Source organism: Nocardia sp. NPDC056952 (assembly GCF_042674185.1).
Classification (GTDB): Bacteria; Actinomycetota; Actinomycetes; order Mycobacteriales; family Mycobacteriaceae; genus Nocardia.
The window spans coordinates 533383-560005 of the sequence record NZ_JBHURA010000003.1; the positions used below are offsets into that span (position 1 = coordinate 533383).

Consider the following 26623-nt stretch of genomic DNA (forward strand, 5'->3'; position numbering starts at 1 on the left):
CAGGTATTCGGGACACACGGCACACGGGAGTGCGTTCATGACACAGAAGGTGTTCGTCGTCGGCGTCGGCATGACGAAGTTCGAGAAGCCGGGTTCGCGAGAGTGGGACTATCCGGACATGGCCCGTGAGGCGGGGACCAAGGCGCTCGCTGATGCCGGAATCGACTACGACCAGGTCCAGCAGGCCTACGTCGGCTATGTGTACGGCGAGTCCACCTCGGGTCAGCGCGCGGTCTACGAGCTGGGGCTGACCGGTATTCCGGTGGTCAACGTGAACAACAACTGCTCGACCGGTTCGACCGCGCTCTACCTGGCGGCGCAGGCGGTGCGCGGTGGGCTCGCCGAGTGCACCCTCGCCTTGGGTTTCGAGAAGATGCAGCCCGGCTCGCTCGGTTCGACCTACGACGACCGTGAGCAGCCGATGATGAAGCACCTGCTGGCGCTGGCCGAGCTGCAGGAGTTCGCGATGCCGCCCGCGCCGTACATGTTCGGTGCCGCGGGCAAGGAGCACATGGAGCTCTACGGCACTACGGCCGAGCAGTTCGCCAAGATCGGCGTCAAGAACCACAAGCACTCGGTGAACAATCCGTACGCGCAGTTCCAGAAGGAATACAGCCTCGAGGAGGTCCTCGAGGCCAAGCAGATCTACGGCCCACTGACCAAGCTGCAGTGCTCGCCGACCTCGGACGGTTCCGGCGCGGTGATCCTGGCGAGCGAGGACTTCGTCGACCGGCACAACCTGGCCGACCGCGCGGTCGAGATCGTCGGGCAGTCGATGGTCACCGACCTCGCCTCGACTTTCACCAGCCCGACCGCGATCGATCTGGTCGGCTCCTCGATGTCGCGCACCGCTGCCGAAGCGGTCTACGCCGAGGCCGGTTTCGGGCCAGAGGACGTCGATGTCATCGAGCTGCACGACTGCTTCTCCACCAACGAACTGCTGACCTATGAGGCGCTGGGCCTGTGCGCGCCGGGGGAGGGCGGCCGGCTCGTCGACGACAACGCCACCACCTACGGCGGCCAGTGGGTCGTCAACCCGTCGGGCGGTCTGATCTCCAAGGGCCACCCCCTGGGCGCGACCGGTCTGGCCCAGTGCAGCGAACTCACCTGGCAGCTGCGGGGCACCGCTGACGCCCGCCAGGTCGCCGACGCGCGAATCGCGCTGCAGCACAACATCGGTCTCGGTGGCGCGGTCGTGGTGACCGCCTACCGCCCCGCCAACCGCTGACTTTTCCCCTACCGAATCACACCAGGAGTAACCCCATGGCATCTGTGTCCGTTTCCACCGCACTTCCCGTCGCGCCCGAGCTGGCCTGGGCCCGGCTCAGCGATCTCGCCAACTGGGAGGAATGGCTGACCATCCACCAGGGCTGGCGCGGCGATCTGCCCGCCGAGCTCGCCGCCGGCGCACGCTTCACCGAGGTCGTGTCGGTGATGAACATGGCCAACAAGATCGAGTGGACCGTCGCCGAAGTGGTGCCGAACTCGTTCCTGCGCATCACCGGCGCCGGCATGGCCGGTGTCACCATCGAATTCGCGTTGAAGGTCGACGCCACCGACACCGGCTCCTCGGCCGCGTTCGACGCGAGCTTCAAGGGCGCGATGATCGTCGGCCCGATCGGCAAGGCCGTCGCCAAGCATGCCGAAGCCGACCTGAAGGAGTCGATGGCCAAGTTCACCGAGCTCGTCGGTTCGGCCGCATGACCACCTCGGAATCGGCCGGAGTCGTCTTCGACGGCTCCGCCCTGGGGGAGTGGACCGACGAAGAGCGGTTCTCGGTCACCGCCGAGCGGATCGCGGAATACGCCGCGGCGACCAACGATCCGGTCCCCGCGCACCGGTCGGGCCAGATCGCGCCGCCGGTGTTCGCGGTGGTGCCGGTGTTCACCTCGATGGCGCCCGCCGCGCTGTCGGTCGCGCCGGTGGAGCTGTTGATGAAGCTGGTCCACGGTGAGCAGGACTTCCTGTTCCACCGCCCGATCCGGGCCGGTGACGAACTGGTCGTGCGGGCCAAGCCGATCGGCTACGTGGGCCGTCCGAACGGCTCCACCGTCGTCATCTACGCCGAAACCCGGGACGCGGCGGGCGAACTGGTCAACGAACAGTGGATGACCGCGTTCTTCCGCAAGGTCGACGCCGGTCCCGGTGAAGGGGAGCTCGCGCCCACCCACCGGATCACCGACGAGGATCGGGCAGGCGATCCGGCCGCGTCGGTCACCGCCCACATCGACGACGACCAGACCTTCCGCTACTCACCGGCCTCGGGCGACCCGATGCCGATCCACCTCGACGACGAGATCGCCCGCATGGCAGGGCTTCCCGGCATCATCAACCACGGTCTGTGCACCATGGCGTTCACCTCGTGGGCCGCGCTGACCGAACTCGCAGGCGGCGACACCGCGCGCCTGCGCAGGCTGGCCGTGCGATTCGCCAAGCCGGTGCTGCCCGGTCAGGACATCACCACCACCTTCTGGCCCACCGAATCCGCTGATCCCGGCGTGCGGGCCTACGCCTTCGAAACCGAAGCCGCGGGCCAGATCGCGATCACCGACGGTCGCGTCGAAATCAACTAGGAGACAAGACTCATGGGAAAACTCGACGGTCGTGTCGCGGTCATCACCGGCGCCGGTCGTGGCATCGGCCGCGAACACGCGCTGCTGTTCGCCCGCGAAGGCGCCAAGGTCGTGGTCAATGACCTCGGCGGCGCCAACGATGGCACCGGCACCGACGCGGGCCCGGCCCAGCAGGTGGTCGACGAGATCGTCGCCGCCGGCGGTGCCGCGGTCGCCAACACCGACAACATCGCCACCTGGGACGGCGCGAAAGCGCTGGTCGACCAGGCGGTCAGCGAGTACGGCACCTTGGACATCGTGGTGAACAACGCGGGCATCCTGCGCGACGCGTTCATCGCGGGCATGGACGAGTCACAGTGGGATTCGGTCATCGCGGTGCATCTCAAGGGCCACGCCGCCACCCTGCACCACGCCGCCGCGTACTGGAAGGCGCAGTCCAAGGCCGGTACCCCGGTATCGGCCTCGGTGATCAACACCGCCTCGGCCTCGGGCACGTTCATGCCCAACGCCGGTCAGGGCAACTATGGTGCGGCCAAGGCGGGCATCGCCGCGCTCACCCTGGTCGCCGCCGACGAACTCGAACGCTACGGCGTGCGCGTGAACGCGATCGCCCCGATCGCGCGTACCCGCCTGACCCTGGCCACCCCCGGCATGGGCGCGCTGTTCGCGGCCGAGGTGCCCGAGGGTGAGTTCGACGCGTTCTCCCCGGCCAACATCTCCCCGCTGGTCGCCCACCTCGCCGAGGCCGACTGCGCGATCACCGGCAAGGTGTTCGCCGTGCAGGGCGGGGCGATCGTCGAGCTGGCCGGCTGGCACGACGTGCGCACCGTCGAGACCGACGGACCGTGGACCATCGACGAGGTGGCCGCCCAGCTGAAAGAGACCAACTAGCCATGGCGCGCAACAGTTATGAGCTCGGGGTCGGCGTCAGCGAGGACCACCTGGCCCTCGCCGACGCGGTCGCCGGTTTCGTCGAGCGGACCATCACCGCCGAGGTCGTCCGGGCCGCGGTCGAGTCCACCGACGCGGGCAAGGTCCTGCCGTTCTGGGATGGCCTCGTCGCCCAGGATCTGCTCAGCCTGCACATCGCCGAGGATCTCGGTGGTCAGGGCGCCGGTCTGCTGACGCTGGCTGTCGCGCTCGAACCGCTCGGGCGTGGCCTGCACACCGGCCCGTTCGTGCCGACCGTGCTCGCCGCCGCGGTGCTGGCCGCCGCGGATGACATTCGCGCCGAGGGCAATCCGAGCCTGGCGCGGATTGCCGGGCTGGCCGACGGGTCGCGCACCGGCGCGGTGGCCCTGACCTCGAACCTGACCGGCACGCTCACCGACGGCACGTTGACCGTCAGCGGAACGGCCGACGGTGTGCTGGGGGCAGTGTCGGCCGATGTCGTCATCGCGCCCGTCACGGTGGCCGGCGAACAGCGGTGGGTCGTCTTCGAGAACATCGAACTGACCGTCGGCGCGCAGGACAGCATCGATGTGCTGCGCGGTTCGGCACGACTGCAGGCGGATTCGGTCGAGGTCTCCTTCGACCGGGTGCTCGAGGTGAGTTCGGCGCGCGTGCGTTCGGTGGCTGCGGTGGTGCTCGGCGCCGAAGCGGTCGGCGTGATGTCGTGGTGCGTGTCGACCGCGTCGGAATACGCCAAGACCCGGGTGCAGTTCGGTCGGCCGATAGGTCAGTTCCAGGGCGTCAAACACAAGTGCGCCCAGATGGGCATCGCGCTGGAGAAGGCGCGTGCCGTGCTGTGGGACGCCGCCTACGCTCTCGATCGCGACGACGACACCGCGGAGTACGCCGCAGCTGTCGCGTCGCTGATCATCCCGGATGCCGCGGTGCAGGTCGCCCAGGAGTGCATCCAGGTGCACGGCGGTATCGGCTTCACCTGGGAGCACGACGCGCACCTGTACTACCGGCGGGCTCTCGCGCTGCGCGGGCTGCTCGGCGCCCGTGACGAACGGGCCGAGGCGGTGGCCGGTTACGCGCTGTCGGGGCTGACGCTGTCGAGCGAGTTGGAACTGCCCGCCGAAGCCGAGCGGATCCGGGCGTCGGTCCGGGCCGAGCTGGCCGAGATCGCGGCGATCGACGACGAGGACGACCAGCTCGTCGCGCTCGGCGACGGTGGCTGGAACCTCCCGCACCTGCCGCGGCCCTACGGCCGCTCGGCCTCGCCGCTCGAGCAGGTGGTGATCGCGCAGGAGATCAAGACCTCCGGTATCCAGATGCCGCAGTTGCTGATGGGAACCTGGGCGGTCGGCGCGTTGGTTCCGCACGGCGACGAACGGCAGAAGCAGGAACTGGTCGTGCCGACACTGCGCGGCGAGCTGGTGTGGTGTCAGCTGTTCAGCGAGCCGGGCGCGGGTTCGGATCTGGCGAGCCTGACCACCAAGGCCACCAAGGTCGACGGTGGCTGGCGGGTGAGCGGACAGAAGATCTGGACCACGGTCGCGCAGTTCTCGGACTGGGCGATGCTGATCGCGCGCACCAGCCCCGACAAGCCCAAGCACGAAGGCATCACCTACTTCGTGCTCGACATGTCGAGCCCCGGGATCACCGTGCGCCCGCTGCGGGAGATGACCGGATCGGCGCTGTTCAACGAGGTGTTCCTCGATGACGTGTTCGTTCCCGACGAGAACGTGGTCGGCGGGGTCGACGACGGCTGGCACGTGGCCCGCACGACGCTGGCCGGTGAGCGGGTGGCGCTGAGTCAGAAGATGGAGGCCTACGCCACCGACACCGACCTGCTGCGCTTCGCGATCGGCCGCGATCTCTCGCCGGTGGCGCGTTACCGGCTCGGCGAACTCATGGCCGAGAGCCGAGCGGTGGACGTGATCAGTTCACGGGTGGTGCTCAAGCAGCTGTCCGGCATCGACGTGTCCACCACGTCCAGTGTCGGAAAGCTGTTGGGAATGGCGCTGGGACAGGCGATTTCGGAGTACGTCGTCGCCGAGCTCGGTGTCGCCGGTGTGGTGTCGGTGCCCGGTGAGCGCAGCGACCACGCGATGGAACAGCTGATCGCGGGCCGTGCCACCACCATCTACGGTGGCACCACCGAGGTCCAGCTCAATGTCATCGGTGAACGGATGCTCGGCCTGCCACGCGACGCCGCGGCACAGGGGTGAGCGACCCGGGCGTCGGGCAAGCGCCCGACGCCCGGGCGATCGCCGGTGCCCGTGCGCGGCCGGATCGGTGGAATCGCTGGACTACAGTTCGTCGTTGTATTCAGCAGAGCGTTGTATGCAGCAGAGCGCCGGACCGGCATCTGCACCGCACGGGCCCGGTGAAGGAGATGATGTGACCGCACAGCGCACCGACGGCCGAGCCAGCCGCTGGGACCGTCACCGCGCCGACCGCCGCGAACTCATCCTCGCCGCCGCCCTCGCGGCCGTGCAGGCCCAAGGCGCCTCGGTCGGCGTCCAGGAGATCGCCGATCTGGCCGGTGTCCCGCGCTCGGTGCTGTATCGCCTGTTCAAAGACCGTCAAGACCTCGATGAGCAGCTGCGCACCCGCATCATCGACGACCTGATGGCGGTACTCGCCCCCACCCTGAACCCCGAGGGCACCGTCACCGAGGCGATCGCGCGTTCTGTCGACGCCTACGTGGGCTGGATCGCGACCAATCCGCGCCTGCACTATTTCCTCGGCGCCGGGTCCGGCGCCAGTAAGGATCACAACTCGCCGATCGTGTCCGGGACGAAGATCGCCATCGCGGGTACCGTCCGCGAGGTGTTCGAGAGCGCGCTGCGGGCACAGTCGGCACCGGTGGCGGTCGCCGAGCCGATGTCGTTCGGCCTGGTGAGCTTCGTCGACGGCAGTGTGAACCGGTGGCTGAGCCGGTCGATGCAGCCGATGGACGCCGCGGAACTGTCGTCCTACCTCCAGATCGCCATCTGGGCGATCATCGACGCCAGTCTGCGCGAGGTCGGCGTCACGCTCGATCCGCGCACGTCGATCGCCGAACTGACGGCGCAAAATTAGATGTAACACGCAGTAGCGTCAACCCTTGTGTGGTACCGCTGGTACCACTAAACTGGGTAGTGGAACCGCACCGAGGAGACACCGATGACGCTGTCCAGCTACCACGAGGTCCTGCAGAGCCTGTCCGAAGGCTCGGTGACCAAACACTTCGATCCCTATGTCGACATCGACTGGGACTCGCCCGAGTTCGCCGTGCACTCCGACGACCCGCGCTGGATCCTGCCCGACGTGGACCCGCTCGGCCGTCACCCCTGGTACAAAGCCCAGCCTGTCGAGAAGCGGATCGCGATGGGATTGTGGCGCCAAGCCTGCATCGCGAAGGTCGGCATCGACTTCGAACAGCTGCTCATCCGTGGGCTCATGCAGTACCTGCCGTCGGTGCCCAACGGTGATCCGGAATTCCGGTACATCACCCACGAGGCTGCCGAAGAGTGCAACCACACGATGATGTTCCAGGAGATGATCAATCGCATCGGCTACCGCGATGTGATCGGCATGGGCTCGGTCGATCGTAAGCTCACGTTGATCATCTGGCCCGCGGTGAAGTTCTTCCCCGGATTCTTCTTCGCCCTGGTGCTCGGTGGCGAGGAGCCGATCGATCACCTGCAGAAGGCGTTGCTGCGCAGCGGTACCGATCCACATCCGATGGTGCACCGGGTGATGGAGATCCACGTGGCCGAGGAGGCCCGGCACATCTCGTTCGCGCACGAATATCTTCGGATCAACGTGCCCACGATGAACTTCGTGTCGAAAACCGTGCTGTCCGTGGCCTTCCCGATCATCATGCGGGTGATGCTGGCGATGATCGCGACACCGCCGAAGGAGTTCGCCGAGAAGTTCGGGATTCCGGGCGAGGTGATACGAGACGCGTACTGGCGCAACGACCACTCGCGCCACATCAAGCGGGATGTGTTCACCGATGTCCGCGCGCTCGCGACCGACATCGGCCTGATGAATCCTGTCGCCAAGCGCGTGTGGCAGCTGCTCGGCATCGACGGACCGGTCTCGCGCTACCGCAGCGAGCCCGCGCGCAGGACCGCATGAGGGCCGAAAGCTGGTCCGCGCCCACGGCGGCCGTGCTCCCGGACAAGGACCCGTTCTTCGCGCCACGGCCCGGGTTCGAGACCCTTGCCGAGGGCACGATCCTGCGTTCGCGGCCGGTCGAGCTCGCCGCGTTCGGTGTGATCGGCATGAAGGTGCGGGCCTGGCAGCTGCTCTATCGCACGACCGATCTCAACGGCATGCCCGAGGCGTCCGTCACCACGGTGGTGACGCCGATGGGCGGTGTCGCGCCCGGTGCCCCACTGCTGTCGTTCCAGTGCGCGATCGACGCCATCTCGCCGCGGTCGTTTCCCTCCTACGCGTTGCAGCGCGGCTCTCGCGCCGTCGGCACCTTCGTGCACGTCGAACAGCTGTGCTTCGCCGACGCGCTGGCCAGGGGGTGGGCGATCTCCATTCCGGATCACGAAGGCATGCTCGGCGCGTGGGGAGCGCCGCGCGAACCGGGCTACCGCGCACTCGACGGCATCCGCGCGGCACTGGCCTTCGAGCCCGGCGGTCTCGACCCGCAGGCGCAGGTCGGGCTGTGGGGGTACTCGGGCGGCGGGCTGGCCACGGCTTGGGCCGCGGAGATGGCGCCGACCTACGCGCCGGAGCTCGACATCGCCGGCGCCGTGCTCGGCTCCCCGGTGGGCGATCTGGTCTCGACATTCCATCGGCTCAACGGCGGGCTGCACGCGGGCTTGCCGACCCTCGTCGTCGCCGCGCTGCGCCGGGTGTATCCGGCGTTCGAGGAACTCGTCGCCACCCATTTCAGCGACGAGGGCCGCGCGGTGCTCGACAAGGCCGCCGAGTCGACCACCGCCGCCGCGGTGCTGCGGTTGGCCCGCTACAACGTCGACCGGCACAGCGGCACCCCCATCGCCGAGTTGCTCGCCATGGAGGCGATGCTGGCCGTCTTCGCCGATCTCACACTGGGGGACCGGGCGCCCGCGGTGCCGCTGCTGGTGCTGCAAGCCGTGCACGACCAGATCATCGCGGTGGGCGATATCGACGCGCTGGTGCGGCGCTACCGCGAGCAGGGCGCGCACGTGACCTACCTGCGCGACCGGGCGAGCGAGCACATCTCGCTGCTGCCGCTGTCGACGCCGCTGAGCCTGAACTGGCTCGACGACCGATTCAGGGGTGTCGCGGTGACACCGTCGCAGACCCGGACGGTGCGCAGCGTACTCGCGCTGCCCGCGGGCCGTCGGGGGTTCGGCGCCCTCGCACGGGTCGTGCTGCGGGTCCTCTTCGGGCGGCCCATCACGGCCTCGTCCGCCGGTCACGGCAGGCAGCGCACGGCGAGCAAGGCTCGTCACGCAGCCTGAAGCTACAACTTACTCACTGGTAAGATAAGAAACTGTGGGTCTGCCGGTAGGCAGTAACTGGTGAGGTAAGGGGTTTACCGATGGGGATCGTTGCCGATCTGCCGCGCGCGGTGCGCAATGTGTGGTCGGTGTCGTTCGGCGGCGGACTCGAGTCCTACCGCCCCGCACCGTCGACGACGGTGTACGACGGCGCACACCGTCACCTGAAGCGCTACGACCGCACCACGCGGGCGACGGGCAATCCGGTGCTGCTGGTGCCGCCGCTCGCGGTGACCACCGCCTGCTTCGACCTGCGGCCGGGGCAGAGTCTGGTGCGCTTCCTGCTCGACCGGGGCAGGCAGCCCTACGTCATCGACTACGGCGAATTCGGGTACGCCGACCGCGATCTCGGCCTCGAGGACTGGACCGACGACATCCTGCCCGAGGCGATCGCGCGGGTCAGCGAGGAACACGACGGCCGTGGCGTCGACATCATCGGCTGGTCGCTGGGTGGTGTGCTCGCGCTGCTGACCGCGGCCGCCCACGCCGACCTGCCGATCGCCTCCATCACCTGCCTGGCCGCACCGATCGACCAGGCCCGCACCGCGTTCCTGATCCCGCTGCGCCTTCTCGCCAAGGTCACCGGTGGTCGCGAGATGGCCGTGGCGACCAAGGTGATGGGCGGCATCCCGCAGGAATTCGTGCGGCTCGGCTTCCGGATCCAGGCTTTCGACCGCGAGCTCGCCAAACCGATGTTCCTGGCCCGCAACGCCTTCGACACCGAAGCTTTGGCCAGGATGGAGGCCACCGACCGGTTCATGGCTACCATGCCCGGCTACCCGGGTCGCTCGTACTGGCAGATCTACCGCAGCCTGGTGCTGCGCAACGAACTCGCCGGCGGGTCGATCCGACTGCGATCGGATCTGGTGATCGAACTGTCGAAGGTCACCTGCCGGGTCTTGCTGGCGGGCAGCCCCAGCGACGTGGTGGTGCCCGCCGCCTCGGTGCGCCGCGGCCTCGATGTCCTGCCCAACGCCGCCGAGGTGGAGTTCGTGGAGGTGAGCGGCGGACACCTCGGACTGGTTTCCGCCGCCGACACCACCTGGCCCGCGATCGAGGAGTTCCTCAGCCGCTGACCCGCGCACACACCTGTGCCCGCGGAATTTCGGCCGCTCCACCAAACCGCGGGCAGGTGCAGTCCGAACCTCTCTTCATGCCTCACGTCCGCCGTGGGGTGACCCGCACTGATTCGATCAGTGCATCCGGTAGACGAGAGGTTCGCGCTAGTGAGAAGAACACGTCGATCGATCCGTACGGCCGCGGTAAATGCTGCGCTGGTGAGCGCGCTGGCCTCGGCCGCGCTGGTGCTGCCTGCGAGCGTCGCCGTCGCCCGACCCGAGACGGCCGGGGTGGTCTCGACAGTCGATATCGACAGCAGACGCCAGCTGGTGACCGTCTTCTCGCCCGCGATGGACAAGCCGATCCCGGTGCAGGTGATGCGGGCCGCCGATACCGAGAACCCGCGGCCGACGATGTATCTGCTCAACGGTTCCCAAGGCGGCCCGAATCAGAGCGGCTGGGACGCGCAGACCGACGCCGTGGATTTCCTGCGCGACAAGGACGTCAACGTCGTGACCCCGGTCGGCGGCGCCAGCTCCTACTACACCGACTGGGTGCGCGACGACGCGGTGCTCGGCCGCAACAAATGGCAGACGTTCCTCAACGAGGAGTTGCCGTCGGTGATCGAGGGGTTCCTCCGGGCCGACGGCAACCGCACCATAGTCGGTGTGTCGATGAGCGGTACCTCGGTGCTGAACCTGGCGATCGCCAAGCCCGGCTTCTGGAACAGCGTCGCCTCCTACAGTGGTTGCGCGCAGACCTCGGACCCCATCGGCCAGGAATTCGTCCGGATCACGGTCGAGAACTGGGGTGGCGGGCAGAGCATCGAGAACATGTGGGGCCCACGGAACGGCCCCTTGTGGCGAGCCAATGATCCGCTCGTCAACGCGGAAGGGCTGCGCGGCACCGAGGTCTATCTGAGTACCGGTACCGGGATCCCCGGCGCACCCCACGACACACCGGCTGACGCGCGTGTCCAGGACGGCAGGATTCCGCTCCCGGTCCAGATCGCCTTCGGTGGTCCCATCGAAGCAGCGGTGCACTTCTGCACCATCAACCTCGCGAACCGGCTGCGCGAGTTGAACATTGCGGTGACGCTGGACGAGCGGGCTGTCGGCACACACTCCTGGGGATACTGGGAGGACGACCTGCGCTCGTCGTGGCCGTTCCTGGCGCAGTCGGTGGGCAGCCGGACCAACTGAGCCGACGGCCTCACCGAGCCTGGCGAACTGTCCATAGCCCAGCGCGGCGACGGATCCCGGTGCCCATCGAACAGGTCATCGGGATCCGTTGCCGCCCGGGGTATCAGGCCTTCGTGGCCACTACCAGCACATTCTTGCCGAACAGTTTGCCGGTGACGGCCTGCAGGAGCTTGCTGAGCGGGAACACCACGCGGTCGTAGAGCTTCAGCGCTCGTGTGTTGATCGTGCCGTCGTCGCTGCCGGCGAACTTGTAGGCCAGGGTGGCGAAGAAGCCGATCGGGTCGCAGTAGCGCGACTCCACGATCTCCAGACCCGCGTTACGGAGAATGCGGTTGAGCTGAGTTCGGCGATAACGCCGGTAGTGCCCGACTTTGGTGTCCATCGAGGTGAACAGCATCTCGAGCGCGGGCACATAGATCACCAGCGTCCCGCCGGGCCGCAACAGCGAGGTCAGGTGTTCGGACGCTTCCTGGTCGTTCTTGATGTGCTCGAAAACGTTGAAAGAATAGATCAAACCGTACATTTCGGCTTCGGATGGCTCGGCCTCGCAGTCGACGACCTTGTAGCCTTTCGACAGCAGCAACTTCTGCAGCTCGGCGTCGGGTTCCAGACAATCCGGGATGATCTGCCGCTCGGCCAGCATATCGGCGTAGGTGCCCCGACCGGCACCGAAGTCCAGTATGCGCAGGTCCGGCGACGTGACATGTTTATCTACGCAGTCGATCAGAAATTTGTTGTAATTGACCGCTTCGGTCATCGCCTCCAGGTTGTCGCACCCGGTGTACGCGAATTCACTGCTGGTCACGCTTGATCCCCTCAATGCATCGATGGGCGGCAATGGCGGTCAGCGTAGTCCGACTACATTGCGGTGCCACGACATCGGGCAACATCGTCTGCGCGCCTCGGCCGGCGTCAGCGGAGGGTCTGCGGTGCGGCCGTGGCCAGAGAGGTCAGAGGGGGCTGAGAGGTAGCAGGTTCGGCGCACCCGGTGCGATGCTCGCGCCCGATGCGCCGAACCTCTGTCTGCGCCATCATGGTGAAGTCGTCAATCCGGCTGACCGAACCGGCGGCGATCGGTCATCCTGGTCAGCTCGACGGGCCCGGTCCAACCGCAGGGTGACTCGCACATGCCGGTCACCATCGCGGTGGTCGATCCGTCGCTGTAATAGACGGTGTGCGTGCTGGCCCGCGCCGGATAGCCGCACGAAGGGCACTTCCCGAAGTAGTCGAGCACCTCGCGAATTCCGGATGCCGAGACCGGCTTCGGCGTCCACGGCGGTGCTGCTGCGCGTTCGACTGAACTGTCTCGCATTTTCGGTTCTCTCATCGTCGCGATGACGATGGGTCTGTCGTCGCGTCAATCGGAGACAAGAGCCTTTCAGTAGTGCTTGGCTCCCGGCGTGCACGGGCTCGCCGAACCTGTCGATGTCGCCAGATCGCAGATGCCACCGGTGAGCATGTGAAACGGAGTGACGCCGAGCAGGACGATCAATCCGATGATGTCACCTTGCCCGGCCAGTACCGCGGCCGAGCTCGCCGCTGCCGAGCCCGAGTCTGCTGCCGATGAGCCGGTCTCGGCTACCGCCGTGCCCGCTGCGGCTGCGACGAGGCCTGCTACCGCGACCGAGGCTGCGGTGATACGAAGGGCGTTGCGCATTTCATGCTCCTTGCTGGGGAGTGGGAACTCCCGGGAAATGGGTTGGTGCAGAATTTCGCCGGCAGATCAGCGCGGTGGCTTGCTCATATCGCGGTTCATCGTCGGGAGTTCGATGCTGATCGGCAAGCGCAGTTCCGCCAGATAGATCAGCGCGGCTTTGCGCAGGAATTCGTCGAGGAGCCAGTAGGGATCCTGGAGCGGCGGGACCACGGTGAGCGCGCCCTCGCGCACGGCGATGAACGGACCCCACGCGACTTGCAGCAGGGGGTCCCAGACCGGTTCCCGCGGAATCGAGAGCCCGTCGGCGATCTTGTCGCCGAGCAGGAATCGAGTGAACGCGCCGAGTACCGGCTTGCTCAGAATCGACAGATCGATGTTGGCGCCCAGGCTGAGGAGCCGATCGGCCAGCTTGGCGCCTTCCGGCGTCGGCGCGATGATGGGGTCGAGGATCTGCGCCGCTTGGGAATTGGCGTCGGGCCATGACTTGGGGATGTATTCGTCGCGTACGCCCAGCAGGTGCCCGGCGACCTGCCAGGAGTGCAGGAAAGCGTCCGATTCGTGTGCCGGGATCGGCACTTTCCAGGAATTGAGGTGCTTCATCACGGTCGTCGGCAGGCTGTGCCAGGTGACCATGATGTCGTTCTGGCTGATCGGCTTGTCCTCCTCCGCGGAGTGCACCCAGTGCGGGGACTGCGGCAACAGGTGACGCACCGCCGCGTGCACCAGCCGGGTTTTGACGCAGGTGACGATCATTTCCCCATCGGGGGCATAGGCATTGGCGCTACCGATGTCATAACCGAGTTTCGCGGTTTTGGTGATGCGATCTTTGAGATCGTGGCCGCCCTTGGAGTAATAGACCGCGCGCGCCTCTTTCGGGATGACGGTGCTCATCATGCCGCTGGCGAACCCGTAGAGGACACCGAGATACAGTCCGCGCTTCTTGTTGAACGCGATCGCGGTATCCAACTTGCCGGTGTCGGTCCACTGCGGCAGTCGGCGGGCGTACTCCATGAAGTCGCGCAACTCCGAGGGTAAGCCGGCAGGCAGCGCCTGACCGTTCTTGGTCCAGGTCCGCAACAGTTCGTTGACCTTGGGGACTTCGCCTCGGTCGACGAGTCCGGCGACGAGTTCGTCGGCTTCGGGATCCCATACCGTCAACGGGTCGACGCCGGAACCGGATCCGGCCACCGATCCTTCCGGCGACCACGTCCACGGATCTGCCCGTGCGATCGCACCCAATCCGATGGTGCCGACAACGCCGAGCACTCCGCCGGCTTTCAGCGCATTACGCCTATTGAGTCTATCCATGACATTACTCCTCATTGAGCACGTTCAGACTCCCAGGCCGCAGCGAGAACACTCGATTCGCTTCGCTGCATCAGCCTAGAATAGTCAGTAACTTAACAGGGAGTGGGCACTGTGTCCACGGAATCCGGATTGACGCCCGGCGTCCTTCGGGATCGGGGAGCATGAAGCGGAGCCGAAGCATCGATAAGTGCCGTGACCTGCCTACTCTTCCTGGTTGCTTGGCATGCGCCGGTTCGGCAGTGGTCACCTCCTGCTGAGGTCCTCCAAGAGGGGATAGGCAGTAACTTAGCTGGACGGAGCGCTATCGAGCTGGATCGCCGACTCTGGTCGATGGCTATCGACTCTCGCTTTCGCTGGCCGATTCAGAGGGTTAATGTGCTGTATAGGGGCATGTACTGACGTATGACCGTGCCCTGGGGCGCGTCCCCGTGCGGGCGATCTGCCGGAGAGCGGCGATCGAACGCGCGGCGCCTGCGACGGAAACTATCAGGAATGTGCATTAACATAGCGGCAAAGATTCGAATACTCGCCGCGTATCCCGGATCTTGAGTGGGTCTCCCGTGTATGCGAGAATCATGGCTAACTTATTGGACCTGTCGCCGACCGTCGGCGACAGTGCGTGAGGAGTCAAAGATGTCCGCTGTCGTCGTCGACGTACGTCGACCACCGCCTGGCCGGAGAACGCGCGGCGGGGGACTGTCACCGGTGCCCTGCGCTGCCCTGCTCGCCGATGTGTTCGGGCAGCAGGCCGATCGTTGCCGCTCGATGATCGTGGCGTCGGCTGACACGGGATCGGCGCAGCGATGACCCATCGGCGTTGTGCCCTGATCACCGGCGGTTCGCGCGGGATCGGTGCGGAAGTCGCGCGGCGTCTGGCCGAACTCGGCTACGACCTCACGCTCGCTGCCCGCGATGGAGCGGTGCTGGACAGCACCGCTGAAGAGCTGCGCACCGACCACGGTGTCGACGTAGTGACGGTGATCGCGAACATGAACGATCCCGAACAGTTGCTGCGCCTCGCCGGCACGCACGCCGACCGGTTCGGTCGCCTGGACGTTCTGGTGCACTGCGCCGGCACCGGTACCGCCGGTCCGGTCGCGACGATGAGCGCCGCCGGCTACCACCGCATGTTCGACATCAACGTTCGTGGCCCCCTGACCCTTGTGCAGCACTGCCTGCCATTGCTGCGCGAGACGGCGAAGGACAACCCCGGCGCAGGTGCGAAAATCGTTGCGCTGGCCTCGATCACCGGTGTCGCGGGGGAGCCGGGCTTGGCCGCCTATGGGGCGTCGAAAGCCGCTCTGGTGTCGCTCTGCGAAACCATCTCGCTGGAGGAATCCGCGAACGGTGTCAGTGCGACAGCTATCTCACCCGGCTATGTCGATACCGATATGACCGCGTGGAAACGCGACGAACTCGACCGCGCGGCGATGCTGACGACCGGGGACATCGCTGAACTGGTGCTGGCCATCACTCGTCTGTCCGCTAACGCCGTCGTCCCCAATATCGTTGTCTCCCGGTCGGGAAACCGGCTGTGGCGAGCATGATCGACCGCCCATCGCCTGCTGAGCCGGTGGGAACGAGTACGGCTCGATGACCGCGATACGCGGCGAAGTGAGGAACGCGCACATCCTCACCCGCGCGGATCGCGGCGAAGCCCGTGCCCGTCGCCGCGAGGTCGTCATCCGCGCCGCGCGTGACGTCTTCGTCGACCATGGTTTCCACGGCGCCAGTATGGAAGAGATCAGCGTCAGGGCCCAGGTGAGCAAACCGGTGCTCTACAACCACTTCACGGGCAAAGTGGACCTGTATTCCACTGTGCTGCAACGGTATCTGGACCACATGGTCGATGGCCTGCGTGGTGCGCTCCGAACGACCGCCGGGTACGAGAACAAGGTGCGGCGCACGGTGTCGGCCTATTTCGACTTCGTCGACGAAGACGACGGTGCGGGATACACGCTCGTGTTCGACACGCCGGTTCCGAGTGAGCCGAGCGTCGAGGGTCGGGTTCGGATGGCGATGGCCGAATGTGCGGCACTGGTCGGTGCCGAACTCGACGCGGTGGGGATGGATCCCTACCGTGCCCGGGCTTGCGCGTTCGGTCTCGTCGGCGCCAGCCACCTGGCGGCCCGCTACTGGTTCGACGCCGGTCGCCCGATTCCCAAGATCGACGCGGTCGACACCACCGTTGCGCTGTTCTGGACAGGACTGTCCGGAACGGGCTAGTGCGAATACCGGCGGGGTCGACGAAGTCGCCGCGGCGGTGCGGGAAGCGTCCGAGGATCTGGACCCGATGCGACGTGTGTCTCCGCTCAGATCAGATTCTTGCCCTGGGATCTACGCTCACGCATGTCGTCCAGGTAGCGCTCGAAGGGCTGAGCTCGCCACGTGTCCGGCAGCACCTCGAGCAGTCGGCCGAGCGTGCGCATCACGATTTCGAACACTCGCTGCCTGCGCGGGCTCCATGGCAGGCCCAACTCGTCGCGGAACTGCTGTGGCAGAAACCCGGTGGTGAAGAAGCGATTCGCCCGACCGAACGCGACGCGCACGCTTCGACGCCATGCCGCCAATTCGACAACGTAGTTGAGCAAGTAGGTGCGGACTTCGTCGTCGAAGGACAGATCGCCGAGCATGGAGTCCCAGTACCGATCGAAGGCCGCGCGGTCGGCCGGCCACAGTTCGGCCGGCATCTGCAGGGTTGTCCCGAACCTGGCGGCATCGCAATACATCTCGTCGGCATCCTGCTCGTTCATTCCGCCGAAGAGCAGGTTCACCGTGTCCAGGACGCCTCGGTACAAGCAGGCGGCCACCCACAGTTGCAGCTGAGGGTCGAAGGCGTTGTACCGAACAGGGCTGTGCGGTCCCGAGCGCACCTGCCGGTGCGCGGTGCCCACCGCGGCACGGTAGGCCGCCTGATCTTCGTCGGTTCCGATCATCGCCACCGCGAGGTAGGTGAGCGTGGTTCGACCGCGCTTGGCCGGCCGCGTCGCGTAGCTGCCCGATTCGACAACACTTTCCACTACGCCGCGCCCGACCGGCGGCAGGCTCAGCTGCATGATCACGTTCGCCGGGCCGCCCAGCAACGCGCCGACACCGTTGAGGTAGCGGTGCCGGCGCGCGATGTCGTCGGAGGCATCCCGCGGACGACCAGCCCTTGCTGAACGGGTCATGGCCGGCCTCCGAATCGAAAGGGTGAGAGATTCACGCGCTCATGTTCTCACCGAGGCCGGTCTTCCACAATGCTTTTCGGCGATTTCAGCGGTATTAAGTTACCAATGATTCCGGCACCGGCTACCATCGCCATCGGCTGTCGGCGCTTGGATTCCGATCGCTTGTCCCGAGTACCCGACCCCTTCGGAGGTGTCCATGCCAGTGATCCCGAGCATGCCCGCGGCCCTGGTCAGAACGATGGCTGACGGCTTGTCCGCCGTCGGGGTTCTGCGCAGAAGCGGCGCGATCGAGCTTCGACATCCGGTGGAGCTGCTGCGTACTGCCAGGGATGCGACCGTGCTCGGTCCTGTGGCCACCGCGTTCGCGCACGCGGCTCGCCACAACGGCGCCGCGACGGCCATCGTCGACGAGCTGGGGCCGCTGACGTTCGCGGAGCTCGATGGCAGGTCGAACGCGGTGGCCAACGGCCTTGTCGCGCGGGGGATCGCGAGTGGCACGGTGCTGGCCGCGCTCTGCCGGGATCATCGGGGGATGGTCTTGTCGCTGCTCGCCGCGGGCAAACTGGGTGCGCGCATCGTGCTGCTCAACACGGGAATGGCGGGCCCGCAGTTGGTGTCGGTGACCGAACGCGAAAACGTGGGTGCGATCCTGCTCGACGCCGAGTTCCTTCACCGCTTCGACGACCTTCCCAAGAAGTTGCCAATGATTCTGACCATGGACGACGGCTGGGTGGACCACGGGCAGCCCACGCTGGACGATGTCCGAGCGGGCCGGCACACCCGACCGCCGGTGAGCCCCAAGCAGCCCGGCGGGATTGTGGTACTCACCAGCGGCACGACCGGAACACCGAAAGGTGCGCCGCGGGCCAAAGTGTCGCCCTTGCAATCGGCGCAGTTCCTCGACCGGATCCCCTTGCCGAAGGCGAGTACGACCGTGCTCGCGGCGCCGGCGTTCCACGGCACCGGTCTCTCGCAGCTGATTCTCGGTTGGGCGCTGGGAAGCACGATCGTCTTGCGGCAGCGCAAATTCGACCCGCGACGCACGCTGGCCGATATCGAACACCATCGGGCGGGCACGTTGGTGCTGGTACCAACGATGTTGCAGCGCATCATCGATCTGGGCGAGTCCGTGCTGGCCGAATACGACACCTCCTCACTGAAGGTGATCTTCGCGGCCGGATCTGCCATCTCGCCCGACCTGAGCAGGCGTACGGCGCTGGCGTTCGGTGAGGTGCTCTACAACCTGTATGCCTCGACGGAGGTCGCGGTGGCAGCCGTCGCCACGCCCAGCGATATGCGGGAAGCGCCCGGCACCGTCGGCCGCCCACCCGTGGGCTGCCGGGTCGCGATCTACGATGACGACCGCCGCCGGGTCACCGAACCGGGTGTGGTCGGCACCATTTTCGTGGCCAGCGCACTGAGTTTCAGCGGCTACACCGACGGCACAGGCAAGGAGATCGTCGACGGAATGCAGTCCAGTGGCGATGTCGGCCATTTCGATGCGGCGGGAAGGCTGTTCATCGATGGTCGCGACGACGACATGATCATCTCCGGTGGGGAGAACGTCTTTCCGCTCGAGGTCGAAAACCTGCTCGTGGAACGACCGGACATCCTCGAGGCGGCGGTCGTGGGGGTAGACGATCGCGACTTCGGAAAACGCCTGCGCGCGTTCGTTGTGCCCGCACCCGGTGCTTCGTGCGACGCGCAACAGATAAAGGATCACGTCAAAGCGGCCCTCGCGCGACACAAGGTCCCGCGGGACGTGGTGTTCGTAGACGAGTTGCCACGCAATGCCACCGGCAAACTGCTTCGTCGCAAGCTCGAGCGCGTCGATCCGCGGTGAGATCGGGGCGCGGCCTCTTCTGCGCGTGCGGTGTCGAGGTCACGCCGGGGTGGGTGACTCCCGAGACGTGGCGATGTCACCGGCCAGGGTGTGACCGCGCTGATCACGTGGTCTGTCAGTTCTCGGTCGAGTCCGGCTGCGATGAGCGCGTCGGTGAGATGGCCTGCGACCAGGGTGAAGTGGACTGGGGTGATGCCGCGCCCTCGGTGAACGGTTCGCATGGATGCGCCGACGTACGGCACCGGTCCGCCGAGTAGTGCGGCGAAGAATTCGACCTGCCGACCCTTCATTCGGGTGAGGTTCGTGCCGGCGAAGAACGGCGACAACCGCTCATCGGCGAGGACGCGTCGGTAGAGGTCTTCGACGACCGTCTCCACGGCATGGCGGCCGCCGATCCGCTCGTAGGGCGGCAAGCCTTCCTCCGAGGTGTCGGCATCGCTTCCGGACGCAGACATGCTGCGTCGATCCGGTTCGTCCATGGTGGGAGTCCTCGTTTCGCAAACGTCACTGATGGGGTGGTCGGTGACAGTCGCCGGAGGCATCCGGCAAGCTGATGAATTGACAGTAACTTATCTGTTTGAGGGTCGACCTGTTTCGGGTTTGACGGGGTTCGCTCGGGGGTATCGAACAGCGACCCTTCCTGCTTGCCAATTGTAAATGTGCAGTTCGGACGCCGATCTGTGTGTGATTACCGGCCGTGGGTGTCCAGGAGGATGTGTCCAGGGGGCTGATTCTCGACAGACACCTGCTCATCAGTTGCAGAATAGGCAGTAACATAACCTTGTATTGACGCCTTGGACGTGGGAGACTGCTTGCCAGCCATCGCTGCCGTGAGGCGACGTTGAACGCAGTGAGGAAGTCGAAGATGACTACCGACTATTCACCCAGAATCGATTCTGAGCGGCCCCGTGTGGCCACGGCGGAGTCCTCCATCAGAGTCCGGGCGCTCGCCGACGAGTTGGTCTCCCGAATGCTCGAGAGCATGGCTACGCGCGCCGGTGACGTCACCGGTGGTGCCCTGGCCGCTGTTGATGTTCTACCGGGCACTGCCCTGGCGACCGTTCCGCCCCGCGGACGCGGCGACACCGTTCGGCACCGCACCTCCGGGTCGCCGCGAGCTCGTGCCGAGGTTCCCAGCGAAGTGATCGATCAGGCGATCGGTCAGGGTTTCACAACTAGTTTGGAGCTGATCGCCTCGAGTGTGGTCGGCTCCGAAGAACAGAAGCTCTCGGTCGTGCGCCAACTGGCGACCGAAATGCTCGACAGCGTGACGGCGGCGATATCACTCGCTTACACCGACCATCTCGCGGCCGAGGTCGTCGAGGATCAACGGGTCAGGAACTCCTTGGCGGTCGCGTTGCTCGCCGGGCAGGATACGTCGACGGTGACGCGTTGCAGCGGTTTCGAGGTCGCCGAGAGCTATTCCGTGTTGGCGGTGCATTTTCCGTCCGGTAGTGACGGAACGTCCGACACATTTGTCACGCAGATGGACGTCCGGCGAATGCTTCGAAATATCCGGGCGGCTCTGGATCGCCACGGGTCGGTGCGCGCGTTGTCGCGGCTCGATATGCGCGGTGGCGTCATCCTCGTTCCGTCGGCTGAAACAAGGGACCTCGACACGTTGTTGACCGTGCTGTCCGCGGCGGCCGGAGTCGACATGACCGCGACCTGCGCGGAGGCGTCGCCGGCGAAGATTCCGGAAACTGTTGATCAGCTGTGCGACCTCTTGGATCTCGTGCAAAGAATTCAGCGCCCGCCCGGTCTGTTCCGTTTCGCTGATCTGGCAGTCGAATATCAGTTGACCAGGCCGTCTGCTGTGCGCCGGCATATCGAAGCGATACTGAGCCCACTCGACGACAATCCGATTCTGATGGAAACCTTGTGCACGCACCTCGATAACAATCTGAACCGTCGCCGAACCGCGCGGCAGCTCAGCGTTCATATGAACACCATCGATTACCGGCTGAAAAGTATCCGCAAACTGACGGGCTTCGATCCTTCGTCGGCCGATGGACTCTGGTATCTGCAGTCGGCGCTGATCGTGCGTAAAGCGAGCTGTCAAGAGAAGTAGGTCGGCCGCGATGTCATCGTGCGGCGGATGATTTCGGAGGATCGGCACGGTATCGCCCGCAATGGGGCGGATCCCGGAACAGCGGCCGAGCGTGTACGTGGTTCCCGAGAACGAATCCGGCACCAATTGACGAAACGGCGGTGGTCACCTCGGCTCGGCTGCCGAGGAGACCACCGCCGGAACCCGCAACGGAGTCGGGATCTATCTCAGCTGGAGACCGCGGGTGTCAGGCCCGTCGAGCCGTGCAGTTTGCGGAGCTCGTGCTTGACGACCTTGCCGCCCGCATTGCGCGGCAGGGCGTCGACCACCACGAGGTCCTTCGGGTGCTTGTAGCGGGCGAGATGGGTGTTCAGGTGCGGTTCGAGGTCGGCGAGGCTGATCTCGCCGCCGTCCTCCACCGCCACGATCGCGACCGGGACCTCGCCCCATTTGTCGTCGACGCGGCCGATCACCGCTGCCTCTCTGATCAGTGGGTGCGCGAACAGCACGTTCTCCACCTCGGCGCAGTAGATGTTCTCGCCGCCGGAGATGATCATGTCCTTCTTGCGGTCGACGACATAGACGAAGCCTTCCTCGTCGAGGCGCACGAGATCACCGGAGTGGAACCAGCCGCCCGCGAACGCGTCGGCGGTCGCGCGCGGGTTGTTCCAGTACTCGCGCATCAAAGTCGGTCCGCGATAGACGATTTCGCCGATCTCGCCCTGGGCGACATCGTTCATCTCGTCGTCGACGACTCGGGTGGCGATGGTGGGGATCGGCTTGCCGACAGAGCCGAGCTTGCGGATCGCGTCCTCGCCGTCGAGGACACAGGTGATCGGCGACATCTCGGTCTGCCCGAAGACCGCCACGTTGAGCGCGTTCGGGAAGGTCTCCGCCATGGCACGCAGCACGGTGTCCGAGGCCGGGGCCGCACCCCAGCTGATCACCCGCAGCCGCAGATCGCGCTGTGCGACAGTCGGATCGGCGCACACCACCTGCCACTGGGCCGGCACCAGGAACACCGAGGTCGCGCGCTCGCTCTCCCAGGCATCGAGCACCTCGCCCGCGTCGAACGCCTTGAGCGGATGGATCACCGTCAACGCGCCGAGTACGAAACACGATGCGACACTGCCCAATCCGGCGATGTGGAACAGTGGCGACGCGCAGAAGGCGATGTCGTCGGCGCTGTAGCGCATGGCACGGATGCAGGTGAGCGCCTGCGAACTCATGTTCAGGTGGGTCAGGACCGCGCCCTTGGGGTTTCCGGTGGTGCCGGAGGTGTACATGATCAGGGCCGCGGTGTCCTCGGCGACATCGCGCGGCTCGTGCGGTTCGCCGGTCTCGGCGATGAGGTCCTCGTAGCCGAGAACACCGTCGCCGGTCGATGCGCCGACCACGATGTGCGTACTCAGATCCGGTGACTGGGCGCTCACCGCTGCGGCCAGAGGCGCAAGCACCGCGTCGGTGATGATCACCGAGGCGCCGCTGTCGGCGACCAGGAAGGCGATCTCGGGCGGAGTGAGCCGGAAGTTCACCGGCACCGCGATGGCGCCCAGAGTGTTGATCGCGAATACCGATTCGAGGTACTCGGTGTTGTTGAGCATCAGGATCATCACGCGGTCGCCGGGCTCGACGCCGCGCCGATCGAGCGCGTCGGACAACCGTCCCACTCGCCAGTGCAGTTCACCCCAGCTGGTGGTCTTGCCCAGGTACCGCACGGCGGGAGCATCCGGGATGGTGGTGGCATGGATCGCGATCTGGTTCATCCAGTGATTGCGGCGCGAGCGCAGGGGTTCTGTGGACATCGTCGTCTCCTCGAAGGCGCGGAAAGGGTTAGGCCGGTTCGGCGATCGGATGCACGGCGCCGGTGAAGTTCGGCGCGCGACGGGTCAGCATCGCGGTCATTCCCTCGAGGAAGTCCGCGGAGGTCAGCAGCTCGATCTGTCCGTCCTTCTCCCGCGCGAGCGCGGCGTCGAGTTCGGTCAGCGTCGCCGCGTTGATGGCAGCTTTCGTCAGTTGCAGCGCGCGGCGAGGACCCGCGACCAGTTGGGCGGCAACCGCCTCGATCTGATCGTCGAGTTCGGCGGCGGGTACGCACCGGGTGATCAAACCCGCCGCGGCGGCGTCGGCGGCGGGCAATCGGGCGCCGAGCAGCGCCATCTCCGCGGCCCTGGCACGACCCATGGCGGCGGCGACGACCGCGGTTGCTCCACCGTCGGGCATCAGGCCGATGGAGGTGAACGGCAGCAGCAGGTAGGCGCTGTCGGCTGCGTAGACGAGATCAGCGGCCAGCGCGATCGACGCGCCGACACCGGCGGCGGGCCCGTTGACCCGCGCGATCACGGGCAGCGGCGAGGCGATGATCGCGCGGATCAGCGCGTTGGCGGTGTCCATCACGACCTGCGGTGAGGCCTCGTTGCCGCCCGCGGCGGCCGCGGCGGCCAGGTCGGCGCCGGTGCAGAACGCTTTACCCGCGCCGGTCAGCACGATCACCCGAACGGACGGCCGAGTTGCGGCCGAGCTGATGAGATCGCCCAGCTCGGTCATCGCCTCGAGATCGATCGCGTTCAGCCGTGCTTGGCGGTCGATCGTCAGGCGCAGGACGCCGCCAACTTCTGTGACCAGAATGCTCTCGCTCATCGGGCCACCGTTTCGACGATGGACTTGGCCAGGCGTCCTGCGATGAGGGTCTCGGCCTCGCGCACGATCCGCGCCACCAGTTCCGCGCAGGTGGGAATGTCGTGGATCAAGCCCTGACACTGGCCGACACTCCAGATGCCGGCGTCGAGGTCGCCGTCCTCGTAGACCTTGCGGCCACGAGCGCCCGCGACGAGCTCGCGTACATCGTCGAACGTGCCGCCGCCGCGCTCGATCTCGACGACCTGGCGGCTGACGGCGTTATCGGCGACTCGGGCAGTGTTGTTCAAGGTCCGGAAGATCAGCTTGGTGTCGAGCTCGGTGTTGGCGACGATCTGTTCCTTGACCACGTGCGCGATGGGCGACTCGACCGTGCACAGGAACCTGGTGCCCATATTGACGCCGTCCGCACCGAGTGCCATCGCGGCGACCAATCCGCGAGCATCGGCGATGCCGCCGGAAGCGATCATCGGGATCTCGATCTCACGCGCGGCGGCGGGAATCAGGACCAAGCCCGGTGTGTCGTTCTCGCCGGGATGACCGGCGCATTCGAAGCCGTCGATACTCACCGCGTCGACGCCGACCTGCTGGGCCTTGAGCGCGTGCTTGACGCTGGTGCACTTGTGCAGCACCTTGATGCCCGCGTCTTTGAGGTAGGGCAGGTGGGTCGCCGGGTTGCCGCCGGCGATCTCGACGATCGGAACGCCGCCATCGATGATCGCCTGGCGGTACTCCGCGTAGGGCGGCGGAGTGATCGAAGGCAGGATCGTCAGATTCACGCCGAACGGTTTGTCGGTGAGATCCCTGGTCCGAGCGATTTCCTCGCGCAGTGCCTGCGGGGTGGGCTGGGTCAGTCCGGTGATGATGCCGAGACCGCCTGCTTCCGAGACCGCGGCCGCGAGTTCGGCGCGGCCGACCCACATCATCCCGCCCTGCACGATGGGGTGCTCGACACCGAATGCCTCGGTGAATCGGGTGCGCAGCATGGAGCCTCTCTCCGCTCGGGAGTTCTGCGCCGGTGGCAGGAAACCCGTGGGCTCTTTGCATCCGGCTAGAATCGTGATTAACTTATTGAGAATGGGTGTTAACTTAACCGAGCTGGAGCGTTCCTGTCAACGAAATCGGGCCAAGCGCGAAAACCGCTGGGCCCACCCTGGTCGATCCGGTGATCGGGTGCGCTGGACGGGTTGATCCGATTCCTTTCGAAAGAAGTCGTCGATGACTGAATCCCTTGTCGCAGGGGCTGTTGACAAGCAGTTTCTCGGAGACTCGCCCTCCTGTGGCCGGTGCGGTTCTCGGCCGCGGGCCGATCGAAGACGAGGCCGCCGTGCCCGAGCCGTCGCACGAGCTCGTGCAGCCGCGAGCGGCTGGGCGGCACTGGGTGCCAAGGGCGGGCAAGGCCGCACTGCGGCGATGGGCGAAACATCTGATCGTCAACATGGCTCCGTCGCGTCACCACGATGCGTTACCGGCAGCTGATCTTCAATCCACACCACGAAGCAAGGGAGAACCATTACCATGGGCGTCGAATTCAGCCCGGAACAGCAGGATTTCGCGGCAGCGGTCGCCGCGTTCGCCAAGCGTGAGGCGGGCACCCGGGAGAAGCGTGACGCGCTCACCCACCATGATGCCGAGCAACACAACGCGGGTGTCTACGGCAAGATGGCCGAACTGGGCTGGCTCGGCCTGACCGTGCCCGAGGAGTACGGCGGCTCCGACGCCACGATGGTCGACATGTGCATCCTGCTCGAGGAGAGCCTGCGCGGCATGTTGCCGATCGGTGCGATCGGGCCGACCCTCATCACCGGTGGTGCCTACGCCAAGTTCGGTACCGCGGCGCAAAAGGACGTGGTCTTGCGCGGCATCGTTCGTGGTGCGTCGCAGTCGATTTCGATGTCGGAACCGGAAGCGGGCTCCGACGTCGGCAACATCACCGCCAAGGCGGAGAAGACCAACGACGGCTGGCTGATCAACGGTCAGAAGACCTGGTGCTCCAACGCGCACATCTCGGAGAACATCCTGCTGGTCGTGCGCACCGATCGCAGTGGCGGCAAGCACGAGGGACTCACCATGTTCCATGTGCCCGCCAACACGCCGGGGCTCAAGATCAGCCCGATCGAGCTGATGGGCAACCAGAAGGAGACCAACGACCTGTACTTCACCGACTGCCTGCTCCCCGAGGACGCGGTGGTCGGCGAGGTGGGCAACGGCTGGCGTCAGCTGATGACCGGGCTGAACTTCGAACGGCTCATTCTGGCCGCGATGAGCCTCGGCGCTGCCGAGCGTGCCTTCGAGGACACGCTGCAGTTCATCAGTGAGCGCAAGCAGTTCGGCAGGCCGATCGGTTCCTTCCAAGCGCTACGGCACCGCATGGCCGACCTCGCGACCGAGATCGAATGCACCAAACTGCTGGTCTACAGCGTGGCCGCCGCGGTCGACGCCAACCCGACCAAGACCTTCGCCCGCGAAGCATCGATGGCCAAGCTCAAGGCCACCGAGACGTCCAAGCAGGTCGCACTGGCCGGGATGCAGATGATGGGCGGCTACGGCTATGCCCGGGAGTTCGACATGGAAAAGCACGTCCGTGGCGCCCTGGTCTCCACGATCTTCGGCGGGACGAGCGAGATCCAGCGCGACATCATCGGTAAGACGTTCGGTCTCTGACACGGAGGGGAAAGGGGCGTCCGACCGGTCACGGTCGGACGCCCCCAGTCGAGTCGCTCGCTGCCGACCCCGGC

23 protein-coding genes and 1 pseudogene are annotated in these 26623 nt (G+C 66.1%); 15 read left to right on the forward strand and 9 right to left on the reverse strand.

Annotation, left to right across the window (positions count from 1 at the left end; translation table 11 throughout):
• The first annotated feature begins 37 nt into the window (after positions 1-37).
• The 10 genes from ACFTS5_RS14145 (at position 38) to ACFTS5_RS14190 (ending at position 11220) form a co-directional block, all read left to right on the forward strand.
• Positions 38-1228 carry a lipid-transfer protein gene (locus tag ACFTS5_RS14145; protein WP_378630875.1) on the forward strand — a complete coding sequence of 397 codons (1191 nt, stop codon included), beginning with the start codon at positions 38-40 and terminating at the stop codon, positions 1226-1228.
• A gap of 35 nt (positions 1229-1263) precedes the next feature.
• A complete protein-coding gene (locus tag ACFTS5_RS14150) occupies positions 1264-1704 on the forward strand; it encodes an SRPBCC family protein (RefSeq protein WP_101462898.1) in 441 nt (146 codons plus the stop codon).
• Positions 1701-2573, forward strand: coding sequence for a MaoC/PaaZ C-terminal domain-containing protein (locus ACFTS5_RS14155; RefSeq protein WP_378630877.1), 873 nt, complete (start codon positions 1701-1703; stop codon positions 2571-2573). The genes ACFTS5_RS14150 and ACFTS5_RS14155 overlap by 4 nt, the downstream gene beginning before the upstream one ends.
• Positions 2574-2585: 12 nt before the next feature.
• Positions 2586-3464, forward strand: a complete 879-nt coding sequence (locus tag ACFTS5_RS14160) for an SDR family oxidoreductase (RefSeq protein WP_378630878.1) — start codon at positions 2586-2588, stop codon at positions 3462-3464.
• Positions 3465-3466: 2 nt separating this feature from the next.
• Entirely contained in the window at positions 3467-5695 is a 2229-nt protein-coding gene (locus ACFTS5_RS14165) for an acyl-CoA dehydrogenase (protein ID WP_378630880.1), read from the forward strand.
• Between the two features lie 172 nt (positions 5696-5867).
• Positions 5868-6551, forward strand: a complete 684-nt coding sequence (locus tag ACFTS5_RS14170; RefSeq protein WP_378630881.1) for a TetR/AcrR family transcriptional regulator — start codon at positions 5868-5870, stop codon at positions 6549-6551.
• Between the two features lie 84 nt (positions 6552-6635).
• Positions 6636-7595, forward strand: coding sequence for a diiron oxygenase (locus ACFTS5_RS14175; RefSeq protein WP_378630883.1), 960 nt, complete (start codon positions 6636-6638; stop codon positions 7593-7595).
• Positions 7592-8920 (forward strand): lipase family protein, encoded by a 1329-nt coding sequence (locus tag ACFTS5_RS14180; RefSeq protein ID WP_378630884.1) that lies wholly within the window; start codon positions 7592-7594, stop codon positions 8918-8920. Before ACFTS5_RS14175 ends, ACFTS5_RS14180 begins: the two co-directional genes overlap by 4 nt.
• An 80-nt stretch (positions 8921-9000) precedes the next feature.
• The gene (locus ACFTS5_RS14185; protein ID WP_378630886.1) at positions 9001-10035 is read left to right on the forward strand and encodes an alpha/beta fold hydrolase; all 1035 of its coding nucleotides are present in this window, start codon (positions 9001-9003) and stop codon (positions 10033-10035) included.
• A gap of 201 nt (positions 10036-10236) precedes the next feature.
• Positions 10237-11220 carry an alpha/beta hydrolase gene (locus ACFTS5_RS14190; protein ID WP_378630887.1) on the forward strand — a complete coding sequence of 328 codons (984 nt, stop codon included), beginning with the start codon at positions 10237-10239 and terminating at the stop codon, positions 11218-11220.
• Between the two features lie 103 nt (positions 11221-11323).
• Here the strand turns inward: ACFTS5_RS14190 and ACFTS5_RS14195 are convergent, their stop codons facing one another.
• The 4 genes from ACFTS5_RS14195 to ACFTS5_RS14210 all read right to left on the reverse strand — a co-directional run bounded on the left by ACFTS5_RS14195 (position 11324) and on the right by ACFTS5_RS14210 (position 14185).
• Complete coding sequence (locus ACFTS5_RS14195) at positions 11324-11977, reverse strand: methyltransferase domain-containing protein (protein ID WP_378630888.1); 654 nt, start codon at positions 11975-11977, stop codon at positions 11324-11326.
• Between the two features lie 288 nt (positions 11978-12265).
• Complete coding sequence (locus tag ACFTS5_RS14200) at positions 12266-12532, reverse strand: hypothetical protein (protein ID WP_378630889.1); 267 nt, start codon at positions 12530-12532, stop codon at positions 12266-12268.
• Positions 12533-12598: 66 nt separating this feature from the next.
• A complete protein-coding gene (locus tag ACFTS5_RS14205) occupies positions 12599-12877 on the reverse strand; it encodes a hypothetical protein (protein ID WP_378630890.1) in 279 nt (92 codons plus the stop codon).
• 66 nt (positions 12878-12943) lie between these two features.
• The gene (locus tag ACFTS5_RS14210) at positions 12944-14185 is read right to left on the reverse strand and encodes an oxygenase MpaB family protein (RefSeq protein WP_378630891.1); all 1242 of its coding nucleotides are present in this window, start codon (positions 14183-14185) and stop codon (positions 12944-12946) included.
• Positions 14186-14988: 803 nt separating this feature from the next.
• On the opposite strand from ACFTS5_RS14210, the gene ACFTS5_RS14215 reads away from it, so the two are divergent.
• Positions 14989-15732 (forward strand): SDR family NAD(P)-dependent oxidoreductase, encoded by a 744-nt coding sequence (locus ACFTS5_RS14215; RefSeq protein ID WP_378630892.1) that lies wholly within the window; start codon positions 14989-14991, stop codon positions 15730-15732.
• A gap of 46 nt (positions 15733-15778) precedes the next feature.
• Positions 15779-16411 carry a TetR/AcrR family transcriptional regulator gene (locus tag ACFTS5_RS14220; RefSeq protein WP_378630894.1) on the forward strand — a complete coding sequence of 211 codons (633 nt, stop codon included), beginning with the start codon at positions 15779-15781 and terminating at the stop codon, positions 16409-16411.
• Between the two features lie 86 nt (positions 16412-16497).
• Here the strand turns inward: ACFTS5_RS14220 and ACFTS5_RS14225 are convergent, their stop codons facing one another.
• Positions 16498-17355 (reverse strand): oxygenase MpaB family protein, encoded by an 858-nt coding sequence (locus tag ACFTS5_RS14225; RefSeq protein WP_378630895.1) that lies wholly within the window; start codon positions 17353-17355, stop codon positions 16498-16500.
• Between the two features lie 196 nt (positions 17356-17551).
• On the opposite strand from ACFTS5_RS14225, the gene ACFTS5_RS14230 reads away from it, so the two are divergent.
• Entirely contained in the window at positions 17552-19198 is a 1647-nt protein-coding gene (locus ACFTS5_RS14230) for an acyl-CoA synthetase (RefSeq protein ID WP_378630897.1), read from the forward strand.
• A 77-nt stretch (positions 19199-19275) separates the two neighbouring features.
• On the opposite strand, the pseudogene ACFTS5_RS14235 reads toward ACFTS5_RS14230, so the two are convergent.
• Positions 19276-19653: pseudogene (locus ACFTS5_RS14235) on the reverse strand (group 1 truncated hemoglobin); the annotation flags it as partial.
• Between the two features lie 410 nt (positions 19654-20063).
• Here ACFTS5_RS14235 and ACFTS5_RS14240 point away from each other — a divergent pair.
• On the forward strand, positions 20064-21269 hold the full coding sequence (locus ACFTS5_RS14240) for a PucR family transcriptional regulator (RefSeq protein WP_378630898.1): 1206 nt from the start codon (positions 20064-20066) through the stop codon (positions 21267-21269).
• Between the two features lie 206 nt (positions 21270-21475).
• On the opposite strand, the gene fadD5 is transcribed toward ACFTS5_RS14240, so the two are convergent.
• Genes fadD5 through ACFTS5_RS14255 form a run of 3 tightly spaced genes read right to left on the reverse strand, consistent with a single transcriptional unit; the run spans position 21476 to position 24871 of the window.
• Positions 21476-23053: a fatty-acid--CoA ligase FadD5 gene (gene fadD5 / locus ACFTS5_RS14245; RefSeq protein WP_378630900.1), complete on the reverse strand. Its 1578-nt coding sequence runs from the start codon at positions 23051-23053 to the stop codon at positions 21476-21478.
• A gap of 28 nt (positions 23054-23081) precedes the next feature.
• Positions 23082-23888 (reverse strand): enoyl-CoA hydratase-related protein, encoded by an 807-nt coding sequence (locus tag ACFTS5_RS14250; RefSeq protein WP_378630902.1) that lies wholly within the window; start codon positions 23886-23888, stop codon positions 23082-23084.
• Entirely contained in the window at positions 23885-24871 is a 987-nt protein-coding gene (locus ACFTS5_RS14255; RefSeq protein WP_378630903.1) for an NAD(P)H-dependent flavin oxidoreductase, read from the reverse strand. The genes ACFTS5_RS14250 and ACFTS5_RS14255 overlap by 4 nt, the downstream gene beginning before the upstream one ends.
• Before the next feature lie 532 nt (positions 24872-25403).
• Here ACFTS5_RS14255 and ACFTS5_RS14260 point away from each other — a divergent pair.
• Positions 25404-26549, forward strand: coding sequence for an acyl-CoA dehydrogenase family protein (locus ACFTS5_RS14260; protein WP_378630905.1), 1146 nt, complete (start codon positions 25404-25406; stop codon positions 26547-26549).
• The last annotated feature ends 74 nt before the right edge of the window (positions 26550-26623 follow it).

What these genes read in the sequence shown, in the direction of transcription:
- ACFTS5_RS14145 (WP_378630875.1), top strand. Translation starts at nt 38, where the DNA reads ATGACACAGAAGGTGTTCGTCGTCGGCGTCGGCATGACGAAGTTCGAG.
- ACFTS5_RS14150 (WP_101462898.1), top strand. Translation starts at nt 1,264, where the DNA reads ATGGCATCTGTGTCCGTTTCCACCGCACTTCCCGTCGCGCCCGAGCTG.
- ACFTS5_RS14155 (WP_378630877.1), top strand. Translation starts at nt 1,701, where the DNA reads ATGACCACCTCGGAATCGGCCGGAGTCGTCTTCGACGGCTCCGCCCTG.
- ACFTS5_RS14160 (WP_378630878.1), top strand. Translation starts at nt 2,586, where the DNA reads ATGGGAAAACTCGACGGTCGTGTCGCGGTCATCACCGGCGCCGGTCGT.
- ACFTS5_RS14165 (WP_378630880.1), top strand. Translation starts at nt 3,467, where the DNA reads ATGGCGCGCAACAGTTATGAGCTCGGGGTCGGCGTCAGCGAGGACCAC.
- ACFTS5_RS14175 (WP_378630883.1), top strand. Translation starts at nt 6,636, where the DNA reads ATGACGCTGTCCAGCTACCACGAGGTCCTGCAGAGCCTGTCCGAAGGC.
- ACFTS5_RS14180 (WP_378630884.1), top strand. Translation starts at nt 7,592, where the DNA reads ATGAGGGCCGAAAGCTGGTCCGCGCCCACGGCGGCCGTGCTCCCGGAC.
- ACFTS5_RS14185 (WP_378630886.1), top strand. Translation starts at nt 9,001, where the DNA reads ATGGGGATCGTTGCCGATCTGCCGCGCGCGGTGCGCAATGTGTGGTCG.
- ACFTS5_RS14195 (WP_378630888.1), bottom strand. Translation starts at nt 11,977, where the DNA reads ATGACCGAAGCGGTCAATTACAACAAATTTCTGATCGACTGCGTAGAT.
- ACFTS5_RS14200 (WP_378630889.1), bottom strand. Translation starts at nt 12,532, where the DNA reads ATGCGAGACAGTTCAGTCGAACGCGCAGCAGCACCGCCGTGGACGCCG.
- ACFTS5_RS14205 (WP_378630890.1), bottom strand. Translation starts at nt 12,877, where the DNA reads ATGCGCAACGCCCTTCGTATCACCGCAGCCTCGGTCGCGGTAGCAGGC.
- ACFTS5_RS14210 (WP_378630891.1), bottom strand. Translation starts at nt 14,185, where the DNA reads ATGGATAGACTCAATAGGCGTAATGCGCTGAAAGCCGGCGGAGTGCTC.
- ACFTS5_RS14215 (WP_378630892.1), top strand. Translation starts at nt 14,989, where the DNA reads ATGACCCATCGGCGTTGTGCCCTGATCACCGGCGGTTCGCGCGGGATC.
- ACFTS5_RS14220 (WP_378630894.1), top strand. Translation starts at nt 15,779, where the DNA reads ATGACCGCGATACGCGGCGAAGTGAGGAACGCGCACATCCTCACCCGC.
- ACFTS5_RS14225 (WP_378630895.1), bottom strand. Translation starts at nt 17,355, where the DNA reads ATGACCCGTTCAGCAAGGGCTGGTCGTCCGCGGGATGCCTCCGACGAC.
- ACFTS5_RS14230 (WP_378630897.1), top strand. Translation starts at nt 17,552, where the DNA reads ATGCCAGTGATCCCGAGCATGCCCGCGGCCCTGGTCAGAACGATGGCT.
- ACFTS5_RS14240 (WP_378630898.1), top strand. Translation starts at nt 20,064, where the DNA reads ATGACTACCGACTATTCACCCAGAATCGATTCTGAGCGGCCCCGTGTG.
- fadD5 (WP_378630900.1), bottom strand. Translation starts at nt 23,053, where the DNA reads ATGTCCACAGAACCCCTGCGCTCGCGCCGCAATCACTGGATGAACCAG.
- ACFTS5_RS14250 (WP_378630902.1), bottom strand. Translation starts at nt 23,888, where the DNA reads ATGAGCGAGAGCATTCTGGTCACAGAAGTTGGCGGCGTCCTGCGCCTG.
- ACFTS5_RS14255 (WP_378630903.1), bottom strand. Translation starts at nt 24,871, where the DNA reads ATGCTGCGCACCCGATTCACCGAGGCATTCGGTGTCGAGCACCCCATC.
- ACFTS5_RS14260 (WP_378630905.1), top strand. Translation starts at nt 25,404, where the DNA reads ATGGGCGTCGAATTCAGCCCGGAACAGCAGGATTTCGCGGCAGCGGTC.